The organism is Citrobacter sp. TBCS-14 (genome assembly GCF_005280805.1).
In the GTDB taxonomy this organism is placed as follows: Bacteria; Pseudomonadota; Gammaproteobacteria; order Enterobacterales; family Enterobacteriaceae; genus Citrobacter; species Citrobacter gillenii.
Window position 1 is genome coordinate 359639 of the sequence record NZ_SZWM01000476.1, and the last position, 24603, is coordinate 384241.

25 protein-coding genes are annotated in these 24603 nt (G+C 54.6%); 6 read left to right on the forward strand and 19 right to left on the reverse strand.

Going from position 1 to position 24603, the window contains the following annotated elements:
* The first annotated feature begins 26 nt into the window (after positions 1 to 26).
* From treC to nrdG, 3 genes are all read left to right on the forward strand, one after another.
* The gene (treC, locus tag FDX22_RS18685) at positions 27 to 1679 is read left to right on the forward strand and encodes an alpha,alpha-phosphotrehalase (protein ID WP_146717604.1); all 1653 of its coding nucleotides are present in this window, start codon (positions 27 to 29) and stop codon (positions 1677 to 1679) included.
* 418 nt (positions 1680 to 2097) lie between these two features.
* A complete protein-coding gene (gene nrdD, locus FDX22_RS18690) occupies positions 2098 to 4236 on the forward strand; it encodes an anaerobic ribonucleoside-triphosphate reductase (protein WP_115259574.1) in 2139 nt (712 codons plus the stop codon).
* Between the two features lie 121 nt (positions 4237 to 4357).
* Positions 4358 to 4822 carry an anaerobic ribonucleoside-triphosphate reductase-activating protein gene (gene nrdG, locus FDX22_RS18695; protein ID WP_096759476.1) on the forward strand — a complete coding sequence of 155 codons (465 nt, stop codon included), beginning with the start codon at positions 4358 to 4360 and terminating at the stop codon, positions 4820 to 4822.
* A 3-nt stretch (positions 4823 to 4825) separates the two neighbouring features.
* Here the strand turns inward: nrdG and FDX22_RS18700 are convergent, their stop codons facing one another.
* The 13 genes from FDX22_RS18700 to pmbA all read right to left on the reverse strand — a co-directional run bounded on the left by FDX22_RS18700 (position 4826) and on the right by pmbA (position 15055).
* Positions 4826 to 5110, reverse strand: a complete 285-nt coding sequence (locus FDX22_RS18700) for a type II toxin-antitoxin system RelE/ParE family toxin (RefSeq protein ID WP_000220581.1) — start codon at positions 5108 to 5110, stop codon at positions 4826 to 4828.
* Entirely contained in the window at positions 5100 to 5342 is a 243-nt protein-coding gene (locus FDX22_RS18705) for a type II toxin-antitoxin system RelB/DinJ family antitoxin (RefSeq protein ID WP_115259576.1), read from the reverse strand. Before FDX22_RS18705 ends, FDX22_RS18700 begins: the two co-directional genes overlap by 11 nt.
* Positions 5343 to 5419: 77 nt before the next feature.
* Entirely contained in the window at positions 5420 to 7333 is a 1914-nt protein-coding gene (locus FDX22_RS18710) for a BglG family transcription antiterminator (protein WP_146717605.1), read from the reverse strand.
* A 21-nt stretch (positions 7334 to 7354) separates the two neighbouring features.
* Positions 7355 to 8095 (reverse strand): KDGP aldolase family protein, encoded by a 741-nt coding sequence (locus FDX22_RS18715; protein ID WP_146717606.1) that lies wholly within the window; start codon positions 8093 to 8095, stop codon positions 7355 to 7357.
* The gene (locus FDX22_RS18720; RefSeq protein ID WP_146717607.1) at positions 8092 to 9210 is read right to left on the reverse strand and encodes a DgaE family pyridoxal phosphate-dependent ammonia lyase; all 1119 of its coding nucleotides are present in this window, start codon (positions 9208 to 9210) and stop codon (positions 8092 to 8094) included. The genes FDX22_RS18715 and FDX22_RS18720 overlap by 4 nt, the downstream gene beginning before the upstream one ends.
* Entirely contained in the window at positions 9194 to 10327 is a 1134-nt protein-coding gene (locus tag FDX22_RS18725) for an amidohydrolase/deacetylase family metallohydrolase (protein ID WP_146717608.1), read from the reverse strand. Before FDX22_RS18725 ends, FDX22_RS18720 begins: the two co-directional genes overlap by 17 nt.
* Positions 10328 to 10440: 113 nt before the next feature.
* Positions 10441 to 11085 (reverse strand): DUF4310 family protein, encoded by a 645-nt coding sequence (locus FDX22_RS18730; RefSeq protein WP_096758519.1) that lies wholly within the window; start codon positions 11083 to 11085, stop codon positions 10441 to 10443.
* A gap of 11 nt (positions 11086 to 11096) precedes the next feature.
* Positions 11097 to 11873 carry a DUF4311 domain-containing protein gene (locus tag FDX22_RS18735; protein ID WP_096758520.1) on the reverse strand — a complete coding sequence of 259 codons (777 nt, stop codon included), beginning with the start codon at positions 11871 to 11873 and terminating at the stop codon, positions 11097 to 11099.
* Between the two features lie 22 nt (positions 11874 to 11895).
* Positions 11896 to 12195, reverse strand: a complete 300-nt coding sequence (locus tag FDX22_RS18740; protein WP_096758521.1) for a DUF4312 family protein — start codon at positions 12193 to 12195, stop codon at positions 11896 to 11898.
* A 2-nt stretch (positions 12196 to 12197) separates the two neighbouring features.
* Positions 12198 to 12560, reverse strand: a complete 363-nt coding sequence (locus FDX22_RS18745) for an SFCGS family glycine-rich protein (protein WP_096758522.1) — start codon at positions 12558 to 12560, stop codon at positions 12198 to 12200.
* 10 nt (positions 12561 to 12570) lie between these two features.
* Positions 12571 to 12891 (reverse strand): glycine dehydrogenase, encoded by a 321-nt coding sequence (locus FDX22_RS18750; protein ID WP_115259581.1) that lies wholly within the window; start codon positions 12889 to 12891, stop codon positions 12571 to 12573.
* Positions 12892 to 13235: 344 nt separating this feature from the next.
* On the reverse strand, positions 13236 to 13622 hold the full coding sequence (gene cybC / locus FDX22_RS18755; RefSeq protein ID WP_096758524.1) for a cytochrome b562: 387 nt from the start codon (positions 13620 to 13622) through the stop codon (positions 13236 to 13238).
* 80 nt (positions 13623 to 13702) lie between these two features.
* The gene (gene pmbA, locus FDX22_RS18760; RefSeq protein WP_096758525.1) at positions 13703 to 15055 is read right to left on the reverse strand and encodes a metalloprotease PmbA; all 1353 of its coding nucleotides are present in this window, start codon (positions 15053 to 15055) and stop codon (positions 13703 to 13705) included.
* A gap of 95 nt (positions 15056 to 15150) precedes the next feature.
* Between pmbA and yjgA the strand changes: the two genes are divergently transcribed.
* A complete protein-coding gene (gene yjgA, locus FDX22_RS18765; RefSeq protein ID WP_115259582.1) occupies positions 15151 to 15702 on the forward strand; it encodes a ribosome biogenesis factor YjgA in 552 nt (183 codons plus the stop codon).
* Positions 15703 to 15801: 99 nt separating this feature from the next.
* Here yjgA and mpl read toward each other — a convergent pair whose 3' ends face one another.
* On the reverse strand, positions 15802 to 17181 hold the full coding sequence (mpl, locus tag FDX22_RS18770; RefSeq protein WP_115259583.1) for a UDP-N-acetylmuramate:L-alanyl-gamma-D-glutamyl-meso-diaminopimelate ligase: 1380 nt from the start codon (positions 17179 to 17181) through the stop codon (positions 15802 to 15804).
* Between the two features lie 175 nt (positions 17182 to 17356).
* Between mpl and fbp the strand changes: the two genes are divergently transcribed.
* Entirely contained in the window at positions 17357 to 18355 is a 999-nt protein-coding gene (gene fbp / locus FDX22_RS18775; protein ID WP_096758530.1) for a class 1 fructose-bisphosphatase, read from the forward strand.
* Between the two features lie 38 nt (positions 18356 to 18393).
* Here the strand turns inward: fbp and FDX22_RS18780 are convergent, their stop codons facing one another.
* The 5 genes from FDX22_RS18780 to ytfQ form a co-directional block, all read right to left on the reverse strand.
* Positions 18394 to 18906 carry a DUF2569 domain-containing protein gene (locus FDX22_RS18780; protein ID WP_146717609.1) on the reverse strand — a complete coding sequence of 171 codons (513 nt, stop codon included), beginning with the start codon at positions 18904 to 18906 and terminating at the stop codon, positions 18394 to 18396.
* 78 nt (positions 18907 to 18984) lie between these two features.
* Positions 18985 to 19986: a galactofuranose ABC transporter, permease protein YjfF gene (gene yjfF, locus FDX22_RS18785; protein WP_096758532.1), complete on the reverse strand. Its 1002-nt coding sequence runs from the start codon at positions 19984 to 19986 to the stop codon at positions 18985 to 18987.
* The gene (gene ytfT, locus FDX22_RS18790; protein WP_146717642.1) at positions 19973 to 20995 is read right to left on the reverse strand and encodes a galactofuranose ABC transporter, ATP-binding protein YtfT; all 1023 of its coding nucleotides are present in this window, start codon (positions 20993 to 20995) and stop codon (positions 19973 to 19975) included. Before ytfT ends, yjfF begins: the two co-directional genes overlap by 14 nt.
* Before the next feature lie 13 nt (positions 20996 to 21008).
* Positions 21009 to 22511, reverse strand: a complete 1503-nt coding sequence (ytfR, locus tag FDX22_RS18795) for a galactofuranose ABC transporter, ATP-binding protein YtfR (RefSeq protein ID WP_146717610.1) — start codon at positions 22509 to 22511, stop codon at positions 21009 to 21011.
* Between the two features lie 103 nt (positions 22512 to 22614).
* The gene (gene ytfQ, locus FDX22_RS18800) at positions 22615 to 23571 is read right to left on the reverse strand and encodes a galactofuranose ABC transporter substrate-binding protein YtfQ (RefSeq protein ID WP_096758535.1); all 957 of its coding nucleotides are present in this window, start codon (positions 23569 to 23571) and stop codon (positions 22615 to 22617) included.
* A 309-nt stretch (positions 23572 to 23880) separates the two neighbouring features.
* On the opposite strand from ytfQ, the gene ppa reads away from it, so the two are divergent.
* On the forward strand, positions 23881 to 24408 hold the full coding sequence (gene ppa / locus FDX22_RS18805) for an inorganic diphosphatase (RefSeq protein ID WP_005134479.1): 528 nt from the start codon (positions 23881 to 23883) through the stop codon (positions 24406 to 24408).
* Positions 24409 to 24603: the final 195 nt, after the last annotated feature.

Genomic DNA, 24603 nt, shown 5'->3' on the forward strand with positions numbered 1-24603 from the left:
CCCCTCCGCATTTGCAGGAAACCACAATGACTATTCCACACTGGTGGCAACACGGCGTTATCTATCAGATTTACCCCAAGAGTTTTCAGGACACCACCGGCAGCGGCACCGGCGATTTGCGCGGCGTTACGCAGCGTCTCGACTATCTGCAAACGCTGGGCGTTGATGCGATATGGTTGACGCCGTTCTACATTTCGCCACAGGTTGATAACGGCTACGACGTTGCAGATTATATCTCCGTTGACCCGGCCTATGGCACGCTGGATGACTTCGACGAACTGGTGGCGCAGGCGAAAGCGCGCGGCATACGCATTATTCTTGATATGGTGTTTAACCATACATCGACGCAGCACGCCTGGTTTCGTGAAGCGCTGGATAAAGACAGTCCGTATCGTCAGTTCTATATCTGGCGTGACGGTACGCCTGAGGCCTGCCCGAACAACTGGCGCTCCAAATTTGGCGGCAACGCCTGGGACTGGCACGCCGCAAGCGAACAGTATTATCTACACCTCTTTGCCCCGCAACAGGCCGACCTGAACTGGGAAAATCCGGCGGTTCGCGCCGAGCTGAAAAAAGTGTGTGAGTTCTGGGCCGATCGCGGCGTAGACGGACTGCGCCTCGACGTGGTGAATCTGATCTCCAAGGATCAGGACTTCCCGAGCGATCCTGACGGTGATGGCCGCCGTTTTTACACCGATGGTCCGCGCGTGCATGAATTCTTACGCGAGATGAACCGCGATGTCTTCACCCCACGCAGCCTGATGACAGTGGGTGAAATGTCCTCCACCACGCTCGAACATTGCCAGCAATACGCCGCACTGGACGGCAGCGAATTGTCGATGACCTTTAACTTCCACCACCTGAAAGTCGATTACCCGAATGGTGAGAAGTGGTCGTTAGCCAAACCGGATTACGTGGCGCTGAAAACTCTGTTCCGCCACTGGCAGCAGGGAATGCACAACGTCGCGTGGAACGCGCTGTTCTGGTGTAATCACGATCAGCCGCGCATCGTTTCACGTTTTGGCGATGAAGGACAATATCGCGTACCGGCCGCCAAAATGCTGGCGATGGTGCTGCACGGGATGCAGGGCACGCCTTATATCTATCAGGGCGAAGAAATTGGCATGACCAACCCACATTTTCGCCAGATTACCGATTATCGCGACGTCGAAAGCCATAACATGTTTGCCGAGATGAATGCTAGCGGGCGTGATGCCGACGAGCTGTTGGCGATCCTCGCCAGTAAATCCCGCGATAACAGCCGCACGCCGATGCAGTGGGACGGAAGCAAGCACGCGGGCTTTACCCAGGGGGAGCCGTGGATCAACCTGTGCGACAACGCGGCGGAGATCAACGTTGCTGCAGCGCTAAGGGATTCCGATTCGGTGTTTTACACCTATCAGAAGCTGATTGCCTTACGCAAAACAGAACCGATTCTCACCTGGGGCGATTATCAGGATCTGTTGCCGGACAGTCCGCATGTCTGGTGCTATCAGCGCGAATGGCAGGGACAACGTCTGCTGGTCGTTGCTAATCTGAGCAACGCCTTCCAGCCCTGGCAACCGGCGAACACTCGCGACAACTGGCAGGTGTTGATGCACAACTATGACGAGGTCGCCCGCCAGCCCGGCGCGATGACGCTACGTCCTTTTGAAGCTATCTGGTGGCTGCAAAAATAGCTTGCAATTGGCATCAAGCCCGGCACGTATAGCGCTGCCGGGCTTCACGGCATACGCTCAACTTACCCGTCTGTTTTTGCTGAATAATTAATCAGAATTTTCTACGGGCAATTTACAATCGCTGTACTGCCCGTCATCTGTACGCTCTGGTTTTTACTTTGAGCTACATCAATAAAATCGCAAACATCCTTGATGCAAATCACTACATATAGAACTTAAAATGCACGCCGACCCAATATGTTGTATTAATCGACTACAATTGCTACAACGCCATTTCCCTCGGTAGCGGTGGAAATGTGGATAAATGGGGTCTGAATTACGGGAAGTCATTGACCAGAGAGATGAATAAACCAGTGAGTGCTTCCCACCCTCTGTGGATAACCTGTTCTTATAATGTTCTTATAAATATGGAGTGATCATGACACCGCATGTGATGAAGCGTGATGGCTGTAAAGTGCCGTTTAAATCAGAGCGCATCAAAGAAGCCATTCTGCGTGCAGCTAAAGCAGCGGGAGTCGATGACGCAGATTACTGTGCCACCGTCGCAGAAGTCGTTAGCAGCCAGATGAATGAGCGCAGCCAGGTCGATATCAACGAGATCCAGACAGCGGTGGAAAACCAGCTGATGTCTGGCCCGTACAAACAACTCGCCCGTGCGTACATCGAATATCGCCACGACCGTGATATCCAGCGTGAAAAACGTGGCCGCCTGAACCAGGAAATTCGGGGTCTGGTTGAGCAAACCAACTCCGCGCTGCTGAACGAAAACGCCAACAAAGACAGTAAAGTGATCCCAACCCAGCGCGACCTGCTGGCCGGTATCGTCGCCAAGCACTATGCGCGCCAGCACCTGTTGCCGCGTGATGTAGTTCAGGCACACGAGCGCGGTGATATTCACTACCACGATCTCGATTACTCGCCGTTCTTCCCGATGTTTAACTGTATGCTTATCGACCTGAAAGGCATGCTGACGCAGGGCTTTAAGATGGGTAACGCGGAGATTGAGCCGCCAAAATCCATCTCCACGGCGACTGCGGTCACCGCACAGATTATCGCCCAGGTTGCCAGCCACATTTACGGCGGCACCACCATTAACCGTATCGATGAAGTTCTCGCGCCTTTCGTCACCGAGAGCTTTAACAAGCACCGTAAAACCGCAGAAGAGTGGCAGATCCCGGATGCCGACGGCTATGCGCATTCCCGTACCGAGAAAGAGTGCTACGACGCATTCCAGTCCCTCGAGTATGAAGTGAACACGCTGCATACCGCCAACGGCCAGACTCCATTCGTTACCTTTGGCTTTGGCCTGGGAACCAGCTGGGAATCACGATTGATTCAGCAGTCTATTCTGCGCAACCGCATTGCCGGTTTGGGTAAAAATCGTAAAACCGCCGTGTTCCCGAAACTGGTGTTCGCGATTCGTGACGGTCTGAACCACAAGTTTGGCGATCCAAACTACGACATCAAACAGCTGGCACTGGAATGCGCAAGCAAGCGTATGTATCCGGACATCCTGAACTACGATCAGGTCGTAAAAGTGACCGGTTCGTTCAAAACCCCGATGGGCTGTCGCAGTTTCCTCGGCGTATGGGAAAACGAGAACGGCGAACAGGTTCACGACGGGCGTAACAACCTTGGCGTGATTAGCCTCAACCTGCCGCGTATTGCACTGGAAGCACACGGTGATGAAGCCACCTTCTGGAAACTGCTGGACGATCGCCTGGTGCTGGCGCGCAAAGCGCTGATGACCCGCATCGCGCGTCTGGAAGGCGTAAAAGCGCGCGTGGCGCCAATCCTGTATATGGAAGGTGCCTGCGGCGTGCGTCTGAAAGCCGACGATGATGTGTCTGAAATCTTTAAAAACGGCCGGGCGTCGATCTCTCTGGGCTACATCGGTATTCACGAGACCATCAACGCGCTGTTTGGCGAAAAGCATATGTACGACAGCGAGCAGCTTCGCGCCAAAGGCATCGCCATTGTTGAACGCCTGCGTCAGGCCGTCGATAAATGGAAAGACGAAACCGGCTATGGCTTCAGCCTGTACAGCACGCCAAGTGAAAACCTGTGCGACCGCTTCTGTCGTCTGGATACCGCCGAGTTTGGCGTAGTGCCGGGCGTGACCGACAAAGGCTACTACACCAACAGCTTCCACCTCGACGTGGAGAAAAAGGTTAACCCGTACGACAAAATCGATTTCGAAGCACCGTATCCGCCGCTGGCGAACGGCGGCTTCATTTGCTACGGCGAGTACCCGAACATTCAGCACAACCTGAAAGCGCTGGAAGACGTCTGGGATTACAGCTATCAGCACGTGCCGTATTACGGAACCAACACGCCGATCGATGAGTGCTACGAGTGCGGCTTTACCGGTGAATTCGAATGCACCAGCAAAGGCTTCACCTGCCCGAAATGCGGTAACCACGACGCTGCTCGCGTGTCAGTCACCCGTCGCGTCTGCGGCTATTTAGGCAGCCCGGACGCACGTCCGTTTAACGCCGGTAAGCAGGAAGAAGTGAAGCGCCGCGTGAAGCACTTAGGTAACGGGCAGCTCGGTTAATTTCCGTTTGCAAAGACCGTAGGCCTGATAAGGCGCAATCGCGTCGCCATCAGGTATCACAATGTTGCCGGATGGCGGTGCAAGCACCTTATCCGGCCTACATTCTTTCTGGACATCCTCTATGCGATATCATCAATACTACCCCGTCGACATCGTCAACGGCCCCGGTACGCGCTGCACCCTGTTTGTGTCTGGATGCGTGCATGAATGCCCAGGCTGCTATAACAAAAGCACCTGGCGTCTGAACTCCGGCGAGCCGTTTACCAAAGAGATGGAAGATAAGATCATTGCCGATCTCAACGATACGCGGATCCCTCGCCAGGGGATCTCGCTGTCCGGCGGCGATCCGCTACATCCGCAAAACGTGCCGGATATCCTGAAACTGGTGCAACGCATTCACGCTGAGTGTCCGGGGAAAGACATCTGGGTATGGACCGGCTACAAGCTTGATGAACTCAACGCCGCGCAAATGCAGGTGGTGGATCTCATCAACGTGCTGGTCGATGGCAAGTTTGTGCAGGATCTCAAAGACCCGGCACTGATCTGGCGCGGTAGCAGCAACCAGGTGGTACATCACTTGCGATGATCGCTAAAGCCGTTTGTTTGCATCGTGATAGACGGCTGAATGTTCTCGCTTGCCTACCGCGACAACAAACACAATCACAACTTCATCCCGAACCTGGTACACCAGACGATAGCCGGACGATTTAAGCTTAATTTTATAGCAGTCAGGAAGACCGTTTAAACGGGCAGAGTCAATTCTGGGGTTCAATAGCACATCAGCCAACTTTTTCTTAAGCTGAGCCTTCACTGTATCGCCCAGCTTATGCCACTCTTTTAAGGCCCTCGGGTCGAATTCCAGTTCATAAGTCATCCAGACTAACCTTGATTCCCTTTTGCGGACTAGACAGCCTCTCCCGAACTGTCTGAATCAGTGCATCTTCACTATCGCTAAGAGTGACGGTTTTCACTGGCATGCGCCCCGTTTCTGCGACGTACTGGAACAGTAATCGCACGGCTTCCGTTGGAGTAATGTTCAGTTTATCCAGCACGGCATAAGCCTCATTTTTGAGTTTGTCATCCAGACGGACGTTCAGCGTGGCCATTATGCCTCCGGTAGAATCGAATGTGTAATGCAGTTTAGCATTACATTCGCATTACATCGAATTATGGATAACACCTCTCAAAAACGACTGACGCACTCCATGGCGACCGTTTTGAACTCGGTAAAATTCTGACACGCACAGAGCCGCGTCATAGCGCGTTCGCGCAGGAAGGTGACGAAAATATCGTAGATGGCCATCGCTTCTTCATACTCGCTTTTACTGATGGCCAGCAAGAAGATCACGTGGGCGGTTTCGTCTCCCCAGGCGATGCCCTGCGGGGCGAGCACCGTATAGACCACCGTTTTTTTAGCCAGCAAACCGAGGGAGTGCGGCAGGGCAATGCTATCACCCAGCAGGGTGCTGACGATGGCCTCGCGCTCAACGACGGAGTCGAGAAACTCCGCATCGACAAAGCCTTCATCGTGCAGGTGGCCGCATAACGTGTTGAACAGCGTCTGTTGATCCATCGGTTCGTCAATAATGCGAAAATGGGCGGCGTCGAAGAACTTGTTCAGCATCCACGGGCGGGTGCGATCCACCAGCACCAGCTTACCAATTTGCTCCAGCTGATAATCAGTGGGGAACGGGGCGATCATCACCACGGGCTTATCTTTTTCATTTATTCGTGCGGTAGAAATCACGAAGTCTTCGCTGATGGCGTCCCGTTGTTCGTAGTCGCGCAGCGTCACGGTGCCGACAATCTCAATCTGCGGATATTTACGCGCCAGCACCGCTTCAATCATGCGCGCCATGGCGTTTCCTGCGTCACAAACCAACAGCACACGAGGCTGTCGCTGGTAACCGATGTTGTAACTACGTTCCAGCCCAACACCAATGTGCAGCACGAGGAAGCCAATCTCATTTTCGCTAATGGTATACGGGGTGTATTTCCCCCACCCCGACACGGCGGCCAGCGTCATATCCCATGCCATCGGATAGTGCTGTTTAATATTTTCCAGCAGCGGATTGGGGATCATGATCTGGTAGCGTACCCGGGTGATCATGGTCTTAATATGAGTCAGTAGATCGGCATGCAGTTGCCGATCGTTCATCAGGTTGTAATTGTACTGCGTGTTGATAAAACGCAGGATGTAATTGACCAGCGCTTCGTCATCATCGGCGTTAATCGCGCTGGGGGCGATATCCTGTACCTGACGGGCGGCGATATGTACCTTCAGCCAGTTCTCCTCAAACACGGAGAGTGGTTTGTCTGCCAGTTGGTGCAGGACCGAAGCAATTTCCCGCGTCGCCAGGCACACCTCATGTTCCACCTCTTCTGCGGTAAATTCCGGCAGCGGATAGCCCTCGCTAATCCGGCGTACCGCCACCGCACAATATAAGCGCAGAAAGAGCTCTCCTTCGTCGGTCAGGCGAATATGAAAGCGGGTAAAAATATCCTGTAAAACCGGCTGCAGCTGTTGCGGGACGCCCTCATTGAGCGCCTCTTCCATCACCAGCGGATGGGCCGGGTCCTGCTGCGCCAGCGTCCACAGAAGATCAGTCAAACAGGCGCGGATCGCCATCTCACTGCCAAACAGCTTCATCCCATGTCGGGGGCGCGTTTCCAGCGTCAGTCGATAGCGTTGCAGGTGCTCACGCACGTCTGCCATGTCGTTTTGCAGCGTCGCCCGGCTGATGAACCATTCATCAGCTAAATCTTCCAGCTTCAGCGAAAAAGCCGATGTCAGAAAACGAACCACCAGCCAGTGTACCCGCTCCTGGCTGGTACGCGGAATGCGCAGCAACCGCTCGGGCTGCTGCGTTTGTAACGTCTGGTAGCGTGCCGGATCGTCAATTTTCAACTGATAACCGTTGCCCCGGCTAAGGACAAACTGCGCGCCATACGGGGTGAGAAGCGCGTTCAGCGCGGTAATATCCGCCCTGACCGTGCGTGTGGAAACCGACAACCGCTGCGCCAGCTCATCCTGCGGCAGCGCCTCGCTTTGCAGCATGCCAAACAGCTGCGCTAAACGTTGGTTGGGGAATCGCACGTCAGTTTCCTCACTAGTCAGTTAACCTACGCAGGCCCGGGTCATTGCCAACAGCTGGCGCACATCGTCAGGCCGGGTGTTGCCGCTCACCTTATCAATAATAGAACTATAAATGTGAGGAATGATTTTGCTCACGCCGGCATCAAGGGCAATCTGCAGAATCTCAGTAAAGTTGTCCAGGTCGATACCGCCCGTAGGCTCCAGCCAGAAGTCATGCCGGGCGCAGGCTTCAGCCACCGCCTGATATTCGTCGCGGCATTGCAGACCACCCATCGGAAAGTATTTAATCGAGCTGCCGCCCATGTCTTTCAGCAGTGCAATGGCGGTTGCCACCGGTACCACGCCATCTGCTGATTGGCTGCTGAGCGGGCCGGTGGAGATCTTCACCCAACCCGGCGTACCGGTTGGCGAAACCAGACCGTTGACCACCGTTTGAGATTGCCCCAGCAGCGCCCGACTGGTCGCCACGCCGGTAAACACCTGATTGACGTGCTGCGGCTGCACCTGACGGGAAATTTCACTGACCATCGCCGACTGGTTCGGATCGCCCGCCCCGAGACCAACGGACAGCGCATTGTCGATAAGCGCCGCGTATTCACGCATATCCGTCACCGCGCTTTCAACGCTCGGGTAATTTTTGGACAGTACGCCGACCAGCACATGGCCTTCGGCCGCCGCGTAAATATCACTGGCGTTCTCTTTTGACCCCGCCAGCACGTTCAGGCAGACGCGATCGCGATAAAAGTTAGGCGTCAGTTTCATACTTTTTTCTCCTGCCCGGTCACGTCCGCAATACGACGCGCCACTATCTCTAGCTGCGCGCGGTCTACACTGCGCACGTCCGCTTCAATAATGCCTTCGTTGGCTTTGTAGCCGCGGAAGTAGATCGCATACTCGCCCTGCTTAAGCGCCTCAACCAGCTCGCCGGTGGCGATCCCGGTTACCGCTTCGTCAAACTTAATTTCGGTACGTGCAATGTCGCGCCCTGCGCTGTCCCACACCACGCGCGCACTGACGCCATTGAAGGTATTCAGCGTATTAATAAACGGCGTCATTTTTTCGACCATCTCCGCGCCGCTCTCTTTCTGCGCGCTGAGGTACAGTTCGATGGCGCAGGTCAGCCCGAGAATGCCCTCTTTGCCGACCTTCATCGCCCGGCCAATGCCCGCCGTCTGGCGTTTCACCCACTCCACATATTGTGTTTTACCAATCACCAGGCCGCTGGTTGGCCCTTCGATCGCCTTGGCGCCGCTGTAAATCACCAGGTCCGCACCGACACGGTAGTAGCACTGCAAATCTTCTTCCGCCGCTGCATCCACAATCAGCGGCAGATTATGCGTACGTGCGACCACGGCGGCCTGCTCTACGCTGAGCATGCTTTTTTGTACGCAGTGGTGCGATTTGATATACAGAATGGCCGCCGTGCGCGGCGAGATGGCGGCTGTCAGCTGCGCCGCCGAGCATTCATTGGCGTAGCCGGCCTCGACTAACTTGCCACCGCCAAGCGCCACCATGCTGCCAACCGGTGCGCCAAAGTTGACGTTATGGCCGCGAGGCAGCACGATTTCGTTGTTGTCGATTGGTGTGGCGTGCAGGTTTTCCAGCAGCCAGTCGCTGTCTTTTACCAGCACAGCCGCCACTGACAGGGCAATCCCCGCCGAGGCACAGGACACCACCGTGGCGCCTTCCACCTCGAGCAACTTCGCGATGTAGTCTCCGGTTTTATTGACCAGATCTTTCATTTCGAAGTACTGATTCATCCCCGCCATCGCAGCCTGTACCACTTCGGGTCGCGGCGTAGAGACCCCAAGCGCCGTCATGCGCCCAGAGGTATTAATAACCTGTTTTAAATGGTATTTCTCAAAAATCGAAGGCATGTTCCGCGCTCCCTTGTTCGGTCATATAGCCCTTGCCCGCACGTATTGCGGCAAGCGGTACCAGCAGTTGTTCAGCCTGCAGGCTGTCGTTTTCGGCATCGACCAGCACGGCGGGCTGGCGCTTCAGCGTAAAGAGGGTGAGATCGGCATCCAGACCGACCTGAAGTCGGCCTTTATTTTTCAGGCGCAGGCCGTCGGCGGCACTGGCGGTCACGCACTCAATGACCTGCGGGAGCGACATACCGATGGCGAGAAATTTCGACATCACGTTGGCCAATGAATGCACCGGGCCGCTGATGCGGTTGCGGCAGTAAATATCTGAGCTGATGGTGTGCGGCAAAATGCCTAAGCTGATGGCGCGTTTCGCCACCGCAAAGCTCAGACTGGCGGTACCGTGTCCGACATCGAGGCGTACGCCGCGCGAAATCGCCCGCGTCACCGAGGCGCGCAGCTCGCCTTCCGGGGTCAGAATACGGTTCGGTTTGCCGTTATAGCAGTGGGTAATAATGTCGCCCGCTGTCAGGCGTTCGGCTACCTCATCCAGATCCGGCGGGTTGTTACCGATGTGCACCATTAGCGGCAGGTCACCATTCTGCGCTTGCATGGTTTTGGCGTGGTCTAGCGGGGTAATGCCATTTTCACCGACCACGCTGCTGCTCATCCGCGCCTTCAGGCCGACAATAAAGTCCGGGTGACGTTGCACCGCCTGCTTCACCGCGTCAGCATCGATATTAGCCATATTGGCCAGCTCGTTTTGCGCAATCAGCCCCACGCGGGAAATATTCAGCAAGGCATAAACATCAGTGGTCGCTTCACGGGTTAAGGTATAGAAATCATCAATATCGTCAGCGCCGGTGCTACCGGCATCCACCACCGTGGTGACGCCGGTGGCTATCCCGATGCTGTCGGGCTGGTCATGATAAATCGGGGATTTCGGGTAGCAGTGGACGTGAGAATCAATCCACCCGGCGCTGACGTAGCACTCACCGCGTAAATCGACGGTTTTCACCGCCGGATCGGTTATCTCGCCCAGCGCCGCAATTTTGCCGTCCTTGACCGCAATATCGCTTACCGTATCGTCTACCAGACGCGCATGGCGCAGGAGTAAATCAAACATCACACTCTCCTGTAGAAAGAGGAAATCGGTTGCCGGATGGCGACATAAATGTCTTATCCGGCCTACAACGAGTACGATGCTGTAGGCCTGATAAGCGCAGCGCCATCAGGCAATTAGCTAATCGCAATCGGGAAGATGGAACCGAGGATCATGGCCCCAAGGATCGCACCGCCGGTGATCGGTTTCTGCCACAGGTAAAACAGCAGCGCCCCGGCCAGAGAACCGACGCCGATAGGGATGGAAGCCGTCATCGCGCTGAGGATGATCAGCGGTCCAAGGAAGCGACCTGAGGCGTTACCAGCTCCCATCATCACGTCCGCCCCGTAGGTCGAATCGCTCTGATTGATGGTGAACTTACGCGCCAGAATGATGATGTAGCCAATTGCCAGACCAATCACCAGACCGGTGACCAGCGAGGCAGCAAAGTTAGCGACCGGGAAAATAATGCCAGCCCCCAGCAGCAGTGCCGGCACGCCCAAACCAACGCCGGTCTGGATGGCCCCGCCGATATCCAGGATACCCACCAGCGAACCTTCAATAATGCGGGCAAACAGGAAGCTCGCACCAAACGCCGCTACCGCCCCGTAAGAACCGGTGTCCATTCCCGCTTTCAGCATTGCCACAAAGGCCACTTCGTTAAACGCACCGATGCCATACAGGTAGTACATGTGCGTGCCGGCAAAGACGCCGGAGGAGAGCAGGCCCACGAAGATCGGGAACGACCAGTCGGCGAACCAAAAACCTTTATTCTGTTCCATTGTGGCCTCCGTTATTTGCCGCTGAGTGAGTTGTGGATCAGTTCCAGCCAGTTAGGCACGGTCAGATGGAAGGATTCGATCATCTTCATATCGAAGCCGCGGAAGAAACCGCTCAGCACGAACAGCGCCACGATAGCCACCATCATCACTTTCGTGACGTGGTTCCAGCCGCTCTCTTCGACGCCTTTACCAATCAAAATACCGAGCACCAGACCCGGTACGGCGTTGCCCATTATCAGCTGCGCCGCGCCGCCAAAGACGGTCGCCCAGAAACCCGATTTCTTGCCGGCATCGATTGCCGCCAGCCAGAAGATCACCGGCATCACGGTGTTGACCAGCAGGTTTGCCGCCGGTACCAGCACCTTCACGGCAGTAACCTGCAGCGCCGCCGGTACGGATGACGCGGTCAGGTTCAGGAAGGTCACGACAATCATGCCAATCACGCCACAGGCAATCGCCATGCGTCTGGGGTCATGCAGCGTCTCACCGACATTACGGTTTTTGAGCATCAATGCCGCCGCACCCCAGTTAGGGATGATGCGGTGGTCAACGTCCTGCGTGAACGCCCCCGCCGCAACGGATGAAGCCCAGGCGTTAAAGAAGAAGCCCAGGCCGAATGAGAAGTGAGAAGCAGGATCCCCTTCACAGGAATTCAGCTCCCCCAGAGTACGAAACGCGCCCATCCCCTGAGAGGTAGGCGCATGAAACATGCGTGCAGCCCCAGCGCCGACACCTACGCCAACCAGCGCGCCGATGATGAGCGATTTTATTAATATTATCAGGAACATAATTATGCCTTTTAATAGTGAATCAGCGTTGCGTGACGAAATCCACCTTCTCAAGATTGATGGCAGTCACGTTGACGGTCACATCCAGCTCCACGCTGAAAGTGCGTCTTTCGCGGCGCAAAAAGAGGAATAAGAACGCCTCTTTACGCACCGTTTCACGCGCTTGAACAACCTGCACATCCTGTGGCTCAATACGCAGTAAGATATGCGGCGACCCTTTCATCACCGCGGCCTGAACGTGGTTCAGGGCATCGGCAAAGGCGCGCGCTTTGGCGTCACCCTTACCCGTGACTCTCACCGTTGTGGTGAATTGCTCTTTCATACTTAAGCGCCGTATTTCTTTTGCCACGCCTGCACCAGGCGCTCGCCGAGCTCTTCTTTGTCCATAAAGCCGAATCCCAGCACGTTACAACCTTCGTTGATGGCGGTGACGCCCTCTTCAACCGAGCGCATACCGTATTTGGCTTTGTAACCATATTTGGTCTGCGCGGTGATAGCCCCCGCGCCGCCGCTGCCGCAAAACGAAATGCCAAAGGTGGCATTTTCCGCTTTCATCATGTCACCCAGCTTCATATCTGCCGCCACGCCCGGTACCACGACCGCACGTCCGCCTGCTTTCTCAACGCCTGCCGCCACTTTCTGGCCTTTACCCAGACGATCGCCAATCACCACAGTAATCTGTTCCATCTTGTGCTCCTTAAAGGTTCTCTTTTGCGACTTCGAAATGTACCGACAGCAGCCAGGCCTCTTCTTCAGGAAGGTTGCCAAACTCCGCCACGATGTCGCGGGCAAGTGCCATTGATTCGGCTGAAATTTCATCAAATAAGCTGGCATCAACGTCGGGTAAAGGCTCACCCGTCACCGAGCGGTGCGCCATGGCGCGAACATGCGATGTCAGCATTTGTTCCTGTACGGCATTGGGAATGATGTGGCGTGCGCGCAACAGGGCATACACCTGCGCCAGCATGCGTTCGGCCAGTTCACCAGACGGTGTCACCGATTCCCCCCTGTCATTCATTACCGCTCCGTTATTCACTCGTCATACCCCACTAATGGCTCTAAGCGTAAACTAACGGTGGAGGTTAAAAGTTTGTAGCGAGTTGTTTTCCACTTCGAAGTGGAAAGGTGAGCAACGATAGTGATCTGTGCCGCAAAAAGGGCGGGATTGGTTATTTATCGCCTGGATAACGTGATGGGGATCGCACGAGATAGCAGGGAAACCGCAAGTGGCAGGAAAAACGGGTTGGCGTTAAAAGTTAAAAAATGTGATGGGTATAGCGTTTACTTATGGGGGGCGGTGCCGGATGGATACGCTGTCGCGTCTTATCCGGCCTACGACGTCGCGCAGGCCGGATACATAAATTAACGGTACTTCTTATGGTAAGCGTTGCGGGTGGTTTTTAGCTCTTCCGCTGCCGCTTTCGCCTCTTTGACTTTACCTTCGTTCGCCAGTTTTAACGCGCCGTCGATCTGGCCGATTAGCGTGTCAAAGCCGTGACGGAAATCTTTCATCTCCGGGCTGTCCGGGGATTTAGTTTCCAGCTTCGGTGGCGTTCCTTTTTGTGCATCCTGCGCGGCTGCACGCATTTTGGTTAACGCGTCTTTCAGTTCAGTTGCGTTATCCGTTTTTTCCACGATTTTCAGGTTGTCGTTGAGGATCCCCATATCGTCTTCGAGATCGGCTGCAAACGCAGATGAACCTAAAACCAGCGTTGAAGCCGCGACGATCGCTAACAGGTGTTTACGCATTGCTCACTTCCTTTTTTATTATTAAGAATAACGCCAGATACCCGTAATAATTCACGCCGCAGCTCGAAGTATGACGGGTATTACTGCCCGGCGATTTTCATCTCCGGCAGTAGCACAGAACCACACTGTATATTACTGCGCGTTTCAATATCGTTACCGACGGTGACAATATTGCGCCACATGTCTTTCAAGTTACCGGCGATGGTGATTTCACTCACCGGGTACTGAATTTCACCGTTTTCGACCCAGAAGCCAGCCGCGCCGCGCGAATAATCGCCGGTGATACCACTCACGCCCTGCCCCATCAGCTCGGTTACGACCAGACCAGTGCCCATCTCTTTGAGCAACTGCTCGAAGCTTAGACCTTGTCCGGGAATACGCCAGTTATGAATACCACCGGCATGACCGGTGCTTTTCAGTCCCAGCTTGCGGGCAGAATAGTTGGTCAGCAGCCACTGAGTCAGGACGCCGTCTTTGATAATATCGCGACGTTCCGTACGCACGCCTTCGCTGTCGAACGGCGAAGAGGCCAGCCCTTTCAGCAGATGCGGGTGTTCTTCAATGGTCAACCATTCCGGCAGAATTTGTTGGCCCAGCGAGTCCAGCAGGAAGGTAGATTTACGATACACCGAGCCACCTGCAATGGCCCCGACCAGGTGTCCAAACAGGCCGGTCGCCACTTCATTGGCGAAAATAACCGGTGCTTTCATTGTGGACAGTTTACGCGGTGACAGACGGGATAAGGTGCGGCGCGCACAGTCGGCCCCCACCCATTCCGGCGTTTGCAGATCGCCGATTGCGCGGCCAATGGTGTAGGCGTAGTCGCGTTCCATATCGCCATTTTCTTCTGCGATCACGCAGCTGGAGAGAGAATGACGCGTGGAGCAGTAGCCCTGCAGCATACCGTGGCTGTTACCAAACACTTTGATGCCGTAGTGGCTGTTAAAGCTGCCACCTTCGGTGTTAGTAATGCGCTTATCGGCCTGCAACGCCGCTTGTTCAGCACGTGCCGCCAGTTCGATAGCTTCGTCAGGCGAGACTTCCGCCGGGTGGAACAAGTCTAAATCTGGCGCATCAAAGGCCAGCAGTTCTTTATCCGCCACGCCTGCGCACGGGTCCGGCGAGGTGTAACGAGCAATATCCAGCGCAGCCTGCACGGTACGCGCAATCGCCTGTGGACTTAAATCGGTGGACGACGCACTACCTTTACGGTTCTGGTGATACACCGTAATGCCCAGCGCCCCGTCGCTGTTGAATTCTACGTTCTCCACTTCACCATAACGGGTGCTGACGCTAATACCCGTCGTCTTGCTTACGGCGACTTCTGCACCGTCCGACTGAGCTGATGCTAATTCCAGTGCTGTCGAGACTGCTTCTTCCAGAATCTTACGCTGCGCTTCAACTTGTGAGATTACTTTCATCGCAAATGCCATAATGTAGAGAGAGTTTCTCTGAAGTCTAACAGAGAACCGTTTTTCAGTGCGCATCTTAACTGGTAACATTAGCCTCTTTTTTTAAGGAGCCTGACATGACTAAGCAGCCCGAAGACTGGCTCGACGACGTTCCCGGTGATGACATCGAAGACGAAGACGATGAAATTATCTGGGTCAGTAAAAGTGAAATAAAACGTGACGCCGAGGAGTTAAAGCACCTGGGCGTGGAACTGGTAAAACTGGGGAAAAACGCGCTGGATAAAATCCCGCTCGATGCGGATTTACGTGCCGCCATTGAGCTGGCTCAGCGTATTAAGATGGAAGGCCGTCGCCGCCAGCTGCAGCTGATTGGCAAGATGCTGCGTCAGCGCGATGTCGATCCTATCCGTCAGGCGCTGGATAAGCTGAAGAACCGTCACAACCAACAGGTTGTAATGTTTCACAAGCTGGAGCAGCTGCGCGATCGTTTGATCGTTGAAGGTGATGATGCGGTAGCGGAAGTCCTCAGACTGTGGCCGCACGCCGATCGCCAACAGCTTCGTTCTCTGGTTCGCAATGCGAAGAAAGAGCAGGAAGGCAATAAGCCGCCAAAATCAGCACGTCAGATTTTTCAGTATTTGCGTGAGTTGGCAGAAAACGAAGTCTAATTTCTTCGTATGCTGAAAGTGCCGGATGGCGGCGTAAACGCCTTATCCGGCCTACAGTCGATCGTAGGCCCGGTAAGCATTGCGCCACCGGGCATTTTTTTACTCTTCGGCTTGTGCCTGTGCTTTCTTCGCCAGGCCGTCCAGCAGTTTTTGATGAATACCGCCAAACCCGCCGTTGCTCATCACCAGAATGTGATCGCCAGGCTGCGCGGTTTTCACCACCATGTCCGCCAGCGCGTCAACATCACCGCTCCAGTGAGCAGGCTGCACGCAGGCTTCCGCGACTTCCGATACCAGCCACGGAATGTGCGGCGGTTGCAGCAAAAACACTTCATCTGCACGACCTAACGACGGCGCCAGATCGTCTTTGCACAGTCCCATTTTCATGGTGTTAGAACGTGGTTCCAGCACGGCAATAATGCGCGCCGTGCCACCGACTTTTCCGCGCAGCGCGGCGAGCGTTGCCAGAATCGCCGTCGGGTGATGGGCGAAATCGTCATACACCGTCACGCCATGGGCTTCGCCGCGCAGTTCAAGACGTCGACGTGCGTTAATGAACGAGCCCAGCGCATTGGCGGCATCCGCAGGCTGAACACCAACGTGGCGAGCGGCAGCAATGGCCATCAGGCCGTTGTGCATGTTGTGTTCGCCGACCAGGCCCCACTTCACTTCGCCCACTTTTTCACCGTCTAACAACACTTCCCATTCGGAGGCATCGGTCGTCAGTTTCTTCGCCTGCCAGTGACCTTGCTCACCAACCAGTTCCTGTTCGCTCCAGCAGCCCATCGCCATCGTCTGTTTCAGATTGATGTCGTTTTCCGGGTAGATGATGCGTCCCTGACCCGGCACGATACGTACCAGATGGTGGAACTGTTTCTGAATGGCTTTCAGATCGTCAAAAATATCCGCGTGATCGAACTCAAGGTTGTTGAGGATCAGCGTACGCGGGCAGTAATGTACGAATTTGGAACGCTTATCGAAGAATGCGCAGTCGTACTCGTCCGCTTCAATAACGAAAAAGTCGCTTTCACCCAAACGCGCAGAAACCTCGAAGTTCCCCGGCACACCGCCGATGACAAAGCCTGGCTTATAGCCGCAGACTTCGAGGATCCAGGTCGCCATTCCAGCCGTGGTGGTTTTGCCGTGAGTTCCCGCCACTGCCAGCACCCAGCGATCGCGCAGCACAAAGTCATGCAGCCACTGCGGGCCAGACATGTACGGAATGTTCTTCTCCAGCACCGCTTCCACGCACGGATTACCGCGTGTCATGGCATTGCCGATGATCACCAGGTCCGGTTGCGGGTCGAGCTGGCTGGCATCGTAACCCTGAATCAGTGAGATGCCCTGCTTCTCAAGTAAGGTGCTCATCGGCGGATACACATTGGCGTCCGAACCCGTTACTTCATGACCGAGCGAGCGAGCCAGCATCGCCAGACCGCCCATGAAGGTGCCACAAATTCCCAAAATATGAATGCGCATACGTCACTATCCTTTTTTAATCTGGGGGTCATTTTACGCACATGTCAGGCAACTGAGAAACGCATTTCAGGATAATCCGCAGTTTGCTGGCGCGATTCACCTAAGCGCGAGGGCTGAAATATTTGTTAAGATTATGGCGGTCGCTTTACTCCATACAATTTGCAGGGAAAGTGTTATGAAAACGTTAGGTGAATTTATTGTCGAAAAGCAGCACGAGTTCTCTCATGCTACCGGTGAGCTGACTGCTTTGTTATCGGCAATAAAGCTGGGCGCCAAGATCATCCACCGCGATATCAACAAGGCCGGTCTGGTCGATATCCTGGGTGCCAGCGGTGCTGAGAACGTGCAGGGAGAGGTTCAGCAGAAGCTCGATCTGTTCGCGAACGAAAAACTGAAAGCTGCACTGAAGGCACGCGATATTGTGGCGGGCATTGCCTCTGAAGAAGAAGATGAAATCGTCGTCTTCGAAGGCTGTGAACACGCAAAATACGTTGTACTCATGGATCCACTGGATGGTTCATCGAACATCGATGTTAACGTCTCTGTCGGCACGATCTTCTCGATTTATCGTCGTGTCACCCCTGTCGGTACGCCGGTAACGGAAGAGGATTTCCTGCAACCGGGCAACAAGCAGGTGGCGGCGGGCTACGTCGTTTACGGTTCATCCACCATGCTGGTGTATACCACCGGTTGTGGCGTACATGCGTTCACCTACGATCCTTCTCTGGGCGTATTTTGCCTCAGCCAGGAGCGCATGCGTTTCCCGGCCAAAGGCAGCACCTACTCCATTAACGAAGGCAACTACATCAAATTCCCGAATGGCGTGAAGAAGTACATTAAGTTCTGCCAGGAAGAAGATAAAGCCACCCAGCGCCCGTATACCTCGCGCTACATTGGCTCTTTGGTGGCGGATTTCCACCGCAATCTGCTGAAAGGCGGGATCTATCTGTACCCGAGCACGGCCAGCCATCCGGATGGAAAACTGCGCCTGCTGTACGAATGCAACCCAATGGCCCTGCTGGCCGAGCAAGCGGGCGGCAAAGCAAGTGACGGTAAAAACCGTATTCTGGATATCATCCCGGAGAGCCTGCACCAGCGTCGTTCATTCTTCGTCGGTAACGACCATATGGTTGAAGACGTTGAACGTTTAATCCGTGAGTTCCCGGACGCGTAAGACTCAGACGCCGGAGCAATCCGGCGTCCTTTACGTGCTTAGTTGACGAAGGTCAGTTTGACTCGTTTTGATACGCGGAAATACGGTATCCAGATAAGGATCTGGGCCGCGCAGGAAACAAACGCTTTTATATCGTCAGTGCTCAGCCCCACGCCATAGAACGTGGCGCCCAGCCAGCTGTCCATCGCGTAGTAAAGCGTGGTGCCTAAAATGAAGGCAGTATAAAACTTGGGTAGCTGACGTTTCTTTTTGAAAAACAAAAACGTCGTGTAAACCAGCAGCATTAAGAGAACGGCCATACAGACGAGTTCAAAAATAACCAGCGCACTCACGTCCGTTTCAGTGTGCAAAACAAACATCGCCACACCGAAAAAGCCAATGGCCCCAGAAATGACGGACATCACCAGCGTCACCGCCGGTAAATAAAGCCAGCCGCCAATTCCCGTATATTTTTTATTCTCACAACGCGTGCAATGGGTATCCGGAGGCAGTACGTTCTCCCCACAGCTGGCGCATGCTGTCGGTAGCCCTTCGCCTTCGATTCCTTTCATGCTTTTGATTCCATTAAGTAAGTGTAGCCTCCTAGTGTATACGCATTACCCGCTATACGCGAAAAACAGCCCACGACATCATTTTGACGCGCTCGTGGTATTCACCCGTGTGACCGGTGAACTTTGGCGGTTTTCCCATAGCACCGTCAGACCGCGCTGTAAGGCGATAAAAACAAACAGCAGAATACCGATGGCGATCTTCGTCCACCATGAGCTTAATGTGCCGTCAAAGTTAATGTAGGTCTGAATCAATCCCTGGATTGCCACGCCAAACAGGGTGCCCAGCACCGTGCCCACGCCGCCGCTCAGCAACGTACCGCCGATCACCACCGAGGCAATGGCATCCAGCTCGACGCCGACGCCTGCCAGCGCATATCCGGCCTGGGTATAAATGGAGAAGACAATCCCGGCCAGCGTCGCCAGCCCAGTAGAAAGCATATAGATGCGGATTGTCGTGCTGCGGGTCGAGATCCCCATCAGGTTAGCTGACGTCGCGCTACCGCCAATGGCGTACACCTGATTGCCAAAGCGTGTACGGTGCGCAAGGAAGATACCGATCACCACGACGCCCAGCATCAACAGTCCCATGGCGCTCAGACGACCACCGCCGGGGATCTTCCAGGCAAGGCTGGAGAGAGTGTCATAAATCGGGTGGTTGATCGGGATAGACTCTTCGGAGACCAGATAGCTGACGCCACGCAGAAAGAACATTCCCGCCAGCGTAATAATAAACGCCGGGATCTTCAGGGCATCAATCAGTAACCCCATAAAGGCGCCAAACGCGCAGCCCATCGCCAGAACCAACGGGAACGCCAGCAGCGGGGAAATCCCCCAGTAACCAATGGCTTTTGCCAGAAATACGCCGGTAAAGGCAATCACCGAACCGACGGAAAGATCGATGCCGCCGGAGAGGATCACGAAGGTCATACCCACGGCGATAATGCCTAAAAAGGCGTTGTCGGTCAGGATATTGCAGATCACGCGCGTCGAGGCAAAGGCCGGGAACTGCGTCAGGCAGTAGAGGTAGCCCAGCACAAAGACGCCAAGGGTGATCATCAGCGGTAAGTTACGTTTTATCATGACCACGCACTCCTTTTATCAGGCTGATAAAGCGTTGCGACTGGACGACCAGCACGCACAGCACCACGATGGCTTTAACCACCTGGTTGAGCTCCGGCTGGAAGCCGGACAGTAAAATCCCGGTGTTCATGCCCTGAATAATCAACGCCCCCACCACCGACAGCAGCAGGTTAAATCGCCCGCCCATCAGCGAACCGCCGCCGATCACTACCGCCAGAATGGCATCTAATTCCAGCCATAACCCGGCGTTGTTGGCATCGGCTCCGCGAATATCCGCCGTGACGATAATCCCGGCAATGGCCGCGCACAGACCGCTCAGCACATAGGTGAGCATCACAATAACGCGGGTATTCACCCCGGCATTTTTCGCCGCCCGAATGTTGATGCCGACCGCCTCAATAAACATACCCAGCGCCGTTTTACGCGTCAGCAGCCAAAAAGCGACCAGCGTTAGCAGCGCGATGATCACCGGCGTCGGGAACAGCAACAGCGATCCGCTACCGAACCATGACAGATCGGGCGAGTTAAACGTGACGATCTGCCCGGAGGTGATCAACTGCGCTACCCCGCGTCCGGCCACCATCAGAATCAGCGTGGCAACAAACGGTTGGATCTTAAGGATGGCCACCAGAATCCCGTTCCACAATCCCGCCAGGATACCGGAGCCTAACGCCGCAAGCAGGACCACCGGGAGGCTGTGCCCGGCAACCGTCATCGCGGCGGTGGTAGCCCCCGCAATGGCCATCACCGCGCCAACGGAAAGATCGATACCGCCGGTGGCAATCACCAGCGTCATGCCAATCGCCAGCAGCGCCACGGGCGCGGCGCGGTTGAGAATATCAATCGGGCTGCCGAACAGACGGCCATCCTGCAAAATCACCTGATAAAAGTGCGGGGCGACCAGGCTGTCAACCAGCAGCACCAGCAGCAGCGCCACCAGTTGCGGCATGCCCTTCGGCCAGCGAAATCGTCGTTTCGTGGTGTTGGATTGAGGGAGAGATTGAGGCATCACAACAGTCTCCTTAGGCCGCAATGGCGTTCATGATTGCCGGTACGGACAGTTCAGCCAGCGGGATCTCGGCCACCTGTTTGCGATCGCGCATGATAATGACCCGATCGGCGTAACCCACCAGTTCTTCCAGTTCAGAAGAGATCACCAGCAGCGCCAGACCGTCGGCGCAGAGTGTCTCGATCAGGCGAATGATCTCGGCGTGTGCCCCAACGTCGATCCCACGCGTGGGTTCATCAAGGATCAAAAACTGCGGTTTGGTCAGCAGCCAGCGCGACAGCAGTACTTTTTGCTGATTACCGCCGGAGAGAAACTCGATCGGCTGTTCGGCATTGGGGGTGCGGATACCCAACTGGCGGATAAAACGCTCGGCAATGTCATTTTGCTCTTTGCGCGGAATCGGCCGCAGCCAGCCGCGCTGTGCCTGCAGGGCCAGGATGATATTTTCTCGCACCGAGGCGGCAGCAATAATGCCGTCCGTTTTCCTGTCTTCCGGGCAGAAGCCGATCCCCAGACACGAGGCCTGATGCGGCGATCGCAGGGTCTGCGGTTTGCCTTTGATCAGCGCACTGCCGCTGTCGGCAGGTTTAATGCCAAAGATCACTTCTGCAGTTTCTGTACGTCCCGATCCCAGCAACCCCGCCAGGCCGACGATCTCGCCGGGACGGACCTGCAGATCGAACGGTGCGATCGTGCCTTTTTTGCCAAAACCACTGAAGGCAGCCACCGGTTTGTCACTCAGCAGCGTGCGGCCCGCACGCTGCAACGCGTGGGTATCCAGTTCCCGACCGAGCATCATCTTCACCAGTTCGATCTGCGGCAGTTCGCGGGTTTCGCGACAGCCGACAAAGCCGCCGTTACGCAGAACGGTGATCCGATCGCTGACTTGATAGACCTGATCGAGAAAATGGGTAACGAAGATCAGGCTGACGCCGCGATCGCGCAGATGCCGCATCAGACCGAACAGCATCTCGACTTCCTGGGTATCCAGGCTGGCGGTGGGTTCGTCGAGGATCAATACTTTCGCCGACAGATCGATAGCCCGGCAAATGGCGACAATTTGCTGCATCGCCACCGAAAAACGGTTTAACGGCTCGCGCACATCAAGGGAAAAACCGTAGGAGGCCATCAGCTCCGTGGCACGCTTTTCCATTTGCTTGCGCTGCAGCAGGCCAAAACGTCGCGGCTCGCGGCCAATAAACAGGTTATCTGCCACCGACATGTTGGGCAGCAGGTTCACTTCCTGATACACGGTGCCAATCCCCAGTTGCTGGGCATGGGCGGTATTCTTGGGTGAGATAGCCTGGCCTTCAAGCCAGATGGTGCCGCGATCGGCGTGGTAAACGCCGGTCAGCGCTTTGATCAGCGTCGATTTACCGGCTCCGTTTTCACCGAGCAACGCCATAATCTCGCCACGCCGCAGGCTGAAATCCACGTTATCCAGCGCTTTGACGCCAGGAAAAAATTTACTCAACCCTTCGGTGCAAAGGATTTCCTGATGTTGGTCGGTGGTCATGGTTCCCCCTGCATTACGCCGGATGGCGCTACGCTTATCCGGCCTACAAAAGCGCTTAATGTAGGCCGGGCAAGCGCAGCGCCCCCGGCATTTTCATGAAGGCTTAGTAGCCCATGTTTTTCTTCTTCTCTAACTCTTCTTTCGCGGTATCCGGCAGATAGAGGATAGATTTGGTAATGGTCAGCTTCTCAGGCATGGTGCCGTCTTTTTTGAATTTCTCCAGCGCGTCAAAGGCTGGACCGGCCATGTTCGGCGTCAACTCGACGCTGGCGTTGGCTTCCCCGTCAATCATCGCTTTATAGATATCCGGCACGCCGTCGATAGAGCCGGTCAGAATGTCTTTGCCCGGTTTCAGACCCGCTTCTTTGATTGCCTGAATCGCCCCGATCACCATGTCATCGTTGTGGGCGTAAACCATACAGATGTTCTTGCCGTTGTTTTCCGCTTTGATAAAGCTCTCCATGACTTCTTTGCCTTTACTGCGGGTAAAGTCGCCGGACTGAGAGCGGATAATTTTGATGTTTGGTGCCTTGGCAATGGCTTCAGCAAAGCCTTTTTTACGGTCAATCGCCACGCTGGCACCGACGGTTCCTTGTAGCTCCACAACGTTACACGGCTTGCCGTTCACTTCTTTAATCAGCCAGTCGCCAATCAATTTGCCTTCCAGCACGTTGTCGGCCGTCACGGTGGTCATATAGAGAGATTTGTCTTTGACATCGATGGAACGATCGAGCAAAAAGACCGGGATCTCGGCATCTTTTGCTTCTTTTAATACCGGCTCCCAGCCTGTTGCTACCACTGGCGCAATGAAAATAGCATCCACGCCCTGCGCCACGAATGAACGTACCGCTTTAATCTGGTTTTCCTGTTTTTGCTGGCCGTCGGCAATTTTCAGCGTAATGCCGCGCTTCTCGGCCTCGCTTTTCGCTACGTTGGTTTCTGCTGCACGCCAGCCGGATTCAGACCCGACCTGCGAAAATCCTACGGTTAAAGGGGCGGCCATCGCCATAGATGACATGGCTGCCGAAACTGCTGTGACTAAAAGTAAGCGCTTCCACATAAGTGCGTCCTCGTAGGGTGATTATTGTTGATTAATAAACCGTCGCGAAAAAACTATAGACAATCGAGCATGTAACGGATTGCGTTACATCACACTTCAAAAAAGTAAATAAAACGTTAATCACAAGTTTGTAATCGCTTTCATTACCCTATGAAAAATGCAGCTGAAGTTATGGATTTTTCTGTCATCAAGACAGGGAGAAAAAGCGAAAATCCGAGGTGGCAAATCGAAAACAAGCGGAGACATTCAGCGCGAGTTGGCTATAATACCCGCCACTTGTTTGCCATAGCATATTTAAAGGAAACAGACATGAGCTTACTCAACGTCCCTGCCGGTAAAGATCTGCCGGAAGATATCTACGTTGTTATCGAGATCCCTGCGAACGCAGATCCGATCAAATACGAAGTTGACAAAGAGAGCGGCGCCCTGTTCGTTGACCGCTTCATGTCCACTGCGATGTTCTATCCGTGCAACTACGGTTACATCAACCACACCCTGTCTCTGGATGGCGACCCGGTCGACGTTCTGGTCCCGACACCGTACCCGCTGGAGCCAGGTTCAGTGATCCGCTGCCGTCCGGTTGGCGTACTGAAAATGACCGACGAATCCGGTGAAGATGCGAAACTGGTTGCGGTACCGCACACCAAGCTGAGCAAAGAATACGATCACATCAAAGATGTGAACGACCTGCCGGACCTGCTGAAAGCGCAGATCACTCACTTCTTCGAGCATTACAAAGATCTCGAAGCAGGCAAATGGGTGAAAGTTGACGGTTGGGACAACGCTGAAGCCGCTAAAGCTGAAATCGTTGCATCCTTCGAGCGTGCGAAGAAATAAGTTCGCCTGAGCTCAAAACCCTGAACGCCAGCGTCTGGTTAGTAAGGGTTTTTTACTTCTCATTTTCCCTCTCTTCGTTTTTCCTTTCTCCGCTGTTTTCTTTTTGACCTACCAGATCGGGTAGTCACATTTTGCTCATCTTATTTGCGAATGAGACTAGATCTCATTATCATTCGCAACACGTAAATAAATGTG

Bases quoted from the DNA above. Each gene is read 5' to 3' on its own strand.
- ytfR (WP_146717610.1), bottom strand. From the start codon at position 22,511: ATGACCACCGACCAACATCAGGAAATCCTTTGCACCGAAGGGTTGAGT.
- yjfF (WP_096758532.1), bottom strand. From the start codon at position 19,986: ATGATAAAACGTAACTTACCGCTGATGATCACCCTTGGCGTCTTTGTG.
- cybC (WP_096758524.1), bottom strand. From the start codon at position 13,622: ATGCGTAAACACCTGTTAGCGATCGTCGCGGCTTCAACGCTGGTTTTA.
- FDX22_RS18745 (WP_096758522.1), bottom strand. From the start codon at position 12,560: ATGGAACAGATTACTGTGGTGATTGGCGATCGTCTGGGTAAAGGCCAG.
- FDX22_RS18750 (WP_115259581.1), bottom strand. From the start codon at position 12,891: ATGAATGACAGGGGGGAATCGGTGACACCGTCTGGTGAACTGGCCGAA.
- nrdG (WP_096759476.1), top strand. From the start codon at position 4,358: ATGCGATATCATCAATACTACCCCGTCGACATCGTCAACGGCCCCGGT.
- yjgA (WP_115259582.1), top strand. From the start codon at position 15,151: ATGACTAAGCAGCCCGAAGACTGGCTCGACGACGTTCCCGGTGATGAC.
- pmbA (WP_096758525.1), bottom strand. From the start codon at position 15,055: ATGGCATTTGCGATGAAAGTAATCTCACAAGTTGAAGCGCAGCGTAAG.
- FDX22_RS18700 (WP_000220581.1), bottom strand. From the start codon at position 5,110: ATGACTTATGAACTGGAATTCGACCCGAGGGCCTTAAAAGAGTGGCAT.
- FDX22_RS18715 (WP_146717606.1), bottom strand. From the start codon at position 8,095: ATGAAACTGACGCCTAACTTTTATCGCGATCGCGTCTGCCTGAACGTG.
- mpl (WP_115259583.1), bottom strand. From the start codon at position 17,181: ATGCGCATTCATATTTTGGGAATTTGTGGCACCTTCATGGGCGGTCTG.
- FDX22_RS18730 (WP_096758519.1), bottom strand. From the start codon at position 11,085: ATGGAACAGAATAAAGGTTTTTGGTTCGCCGACTGGTCGTTCCCGATC.
- FDX22_RS18735 (WP_096758520.1), bottom strand. From the start codon at position 11,873: ATGTTCCTGATAATATTAATAAAATCGCTCATCATCGGCGCGCTGGTT.
- ytfT (WP_146717642.1), bottom strand. From the start codon at position 20,995: ATGCCTCAATCTCTCCCTCAATCCAACACCACGAAACGACGATTTCGC.
- FDX22_RS18720 (WP_146717607.1), bottom strand. From the start codon at position 9,210: ATGCCTTCGATTTTTGAGAAATACCATTTAAAACAGGTTATTAATACC.
- FDX22_RS18705 (WP_115259576.1), bottom strand. From the start codon at position 5,342: ATGGCCACGCTGAACGTCCGTCTGGATGACAAACTCAAAAATGAGGCT.
- nrdD (WP_115259574.1), top strand. From the start codon at position 2,098: ATGACACCGCATGTGATGAAGCGTGATGGCTGTAAAGTGCCGTTTAAA.
- treC (WP_146717604.1), top strand. From the start codon at position 27: ATGACTATTCCACACTGGTGGCAACACGGCGTTATCTATCAGATTTAC.
- ytfQ (WP_096758535.1), bottom strand. From the start codon at position 23,571: ATGTGGAAGCGCTTACTTTTAGTCACAGCAGTTTCGGCAGCCATGTCA.
- FDX22_RS18740 (WP_096758521.1), bottom strand. From the start codon at position 12,195: ATGAAAGAGCAATTCACCACAACGGTGAGAGTCACGGGTAAGGGTGAC.
- FDX22_RS18780 (WP_146717609.1), bottom strand. From the start codon at position 18,906: ATGAAAGGAATCGAAGGCGAAGGGCTACCGACAGCATGCGCCAGCTGT.
- FDX22_RS18725 (WP_146717608.1), bottom strand. From the start codon at position 10,327: ATGTTTGATTTACTCCTGCGCCATGCGCGTCTGGTAGACGATACGGTA.
- fbp (WP_096758530.1), top strand. From the start codon at position 17,357: ATGAAAACGTTAGGTGAATTTATTGTCGAAAAGCAGCACGAGTTCTCT.
- ppa (WP_005134479.1), top strand. From the start codon at position 23,881: ATGAGCTTACTCAACGTCCCTGCCGGTAAAGATCTGCCGGAAGATATC.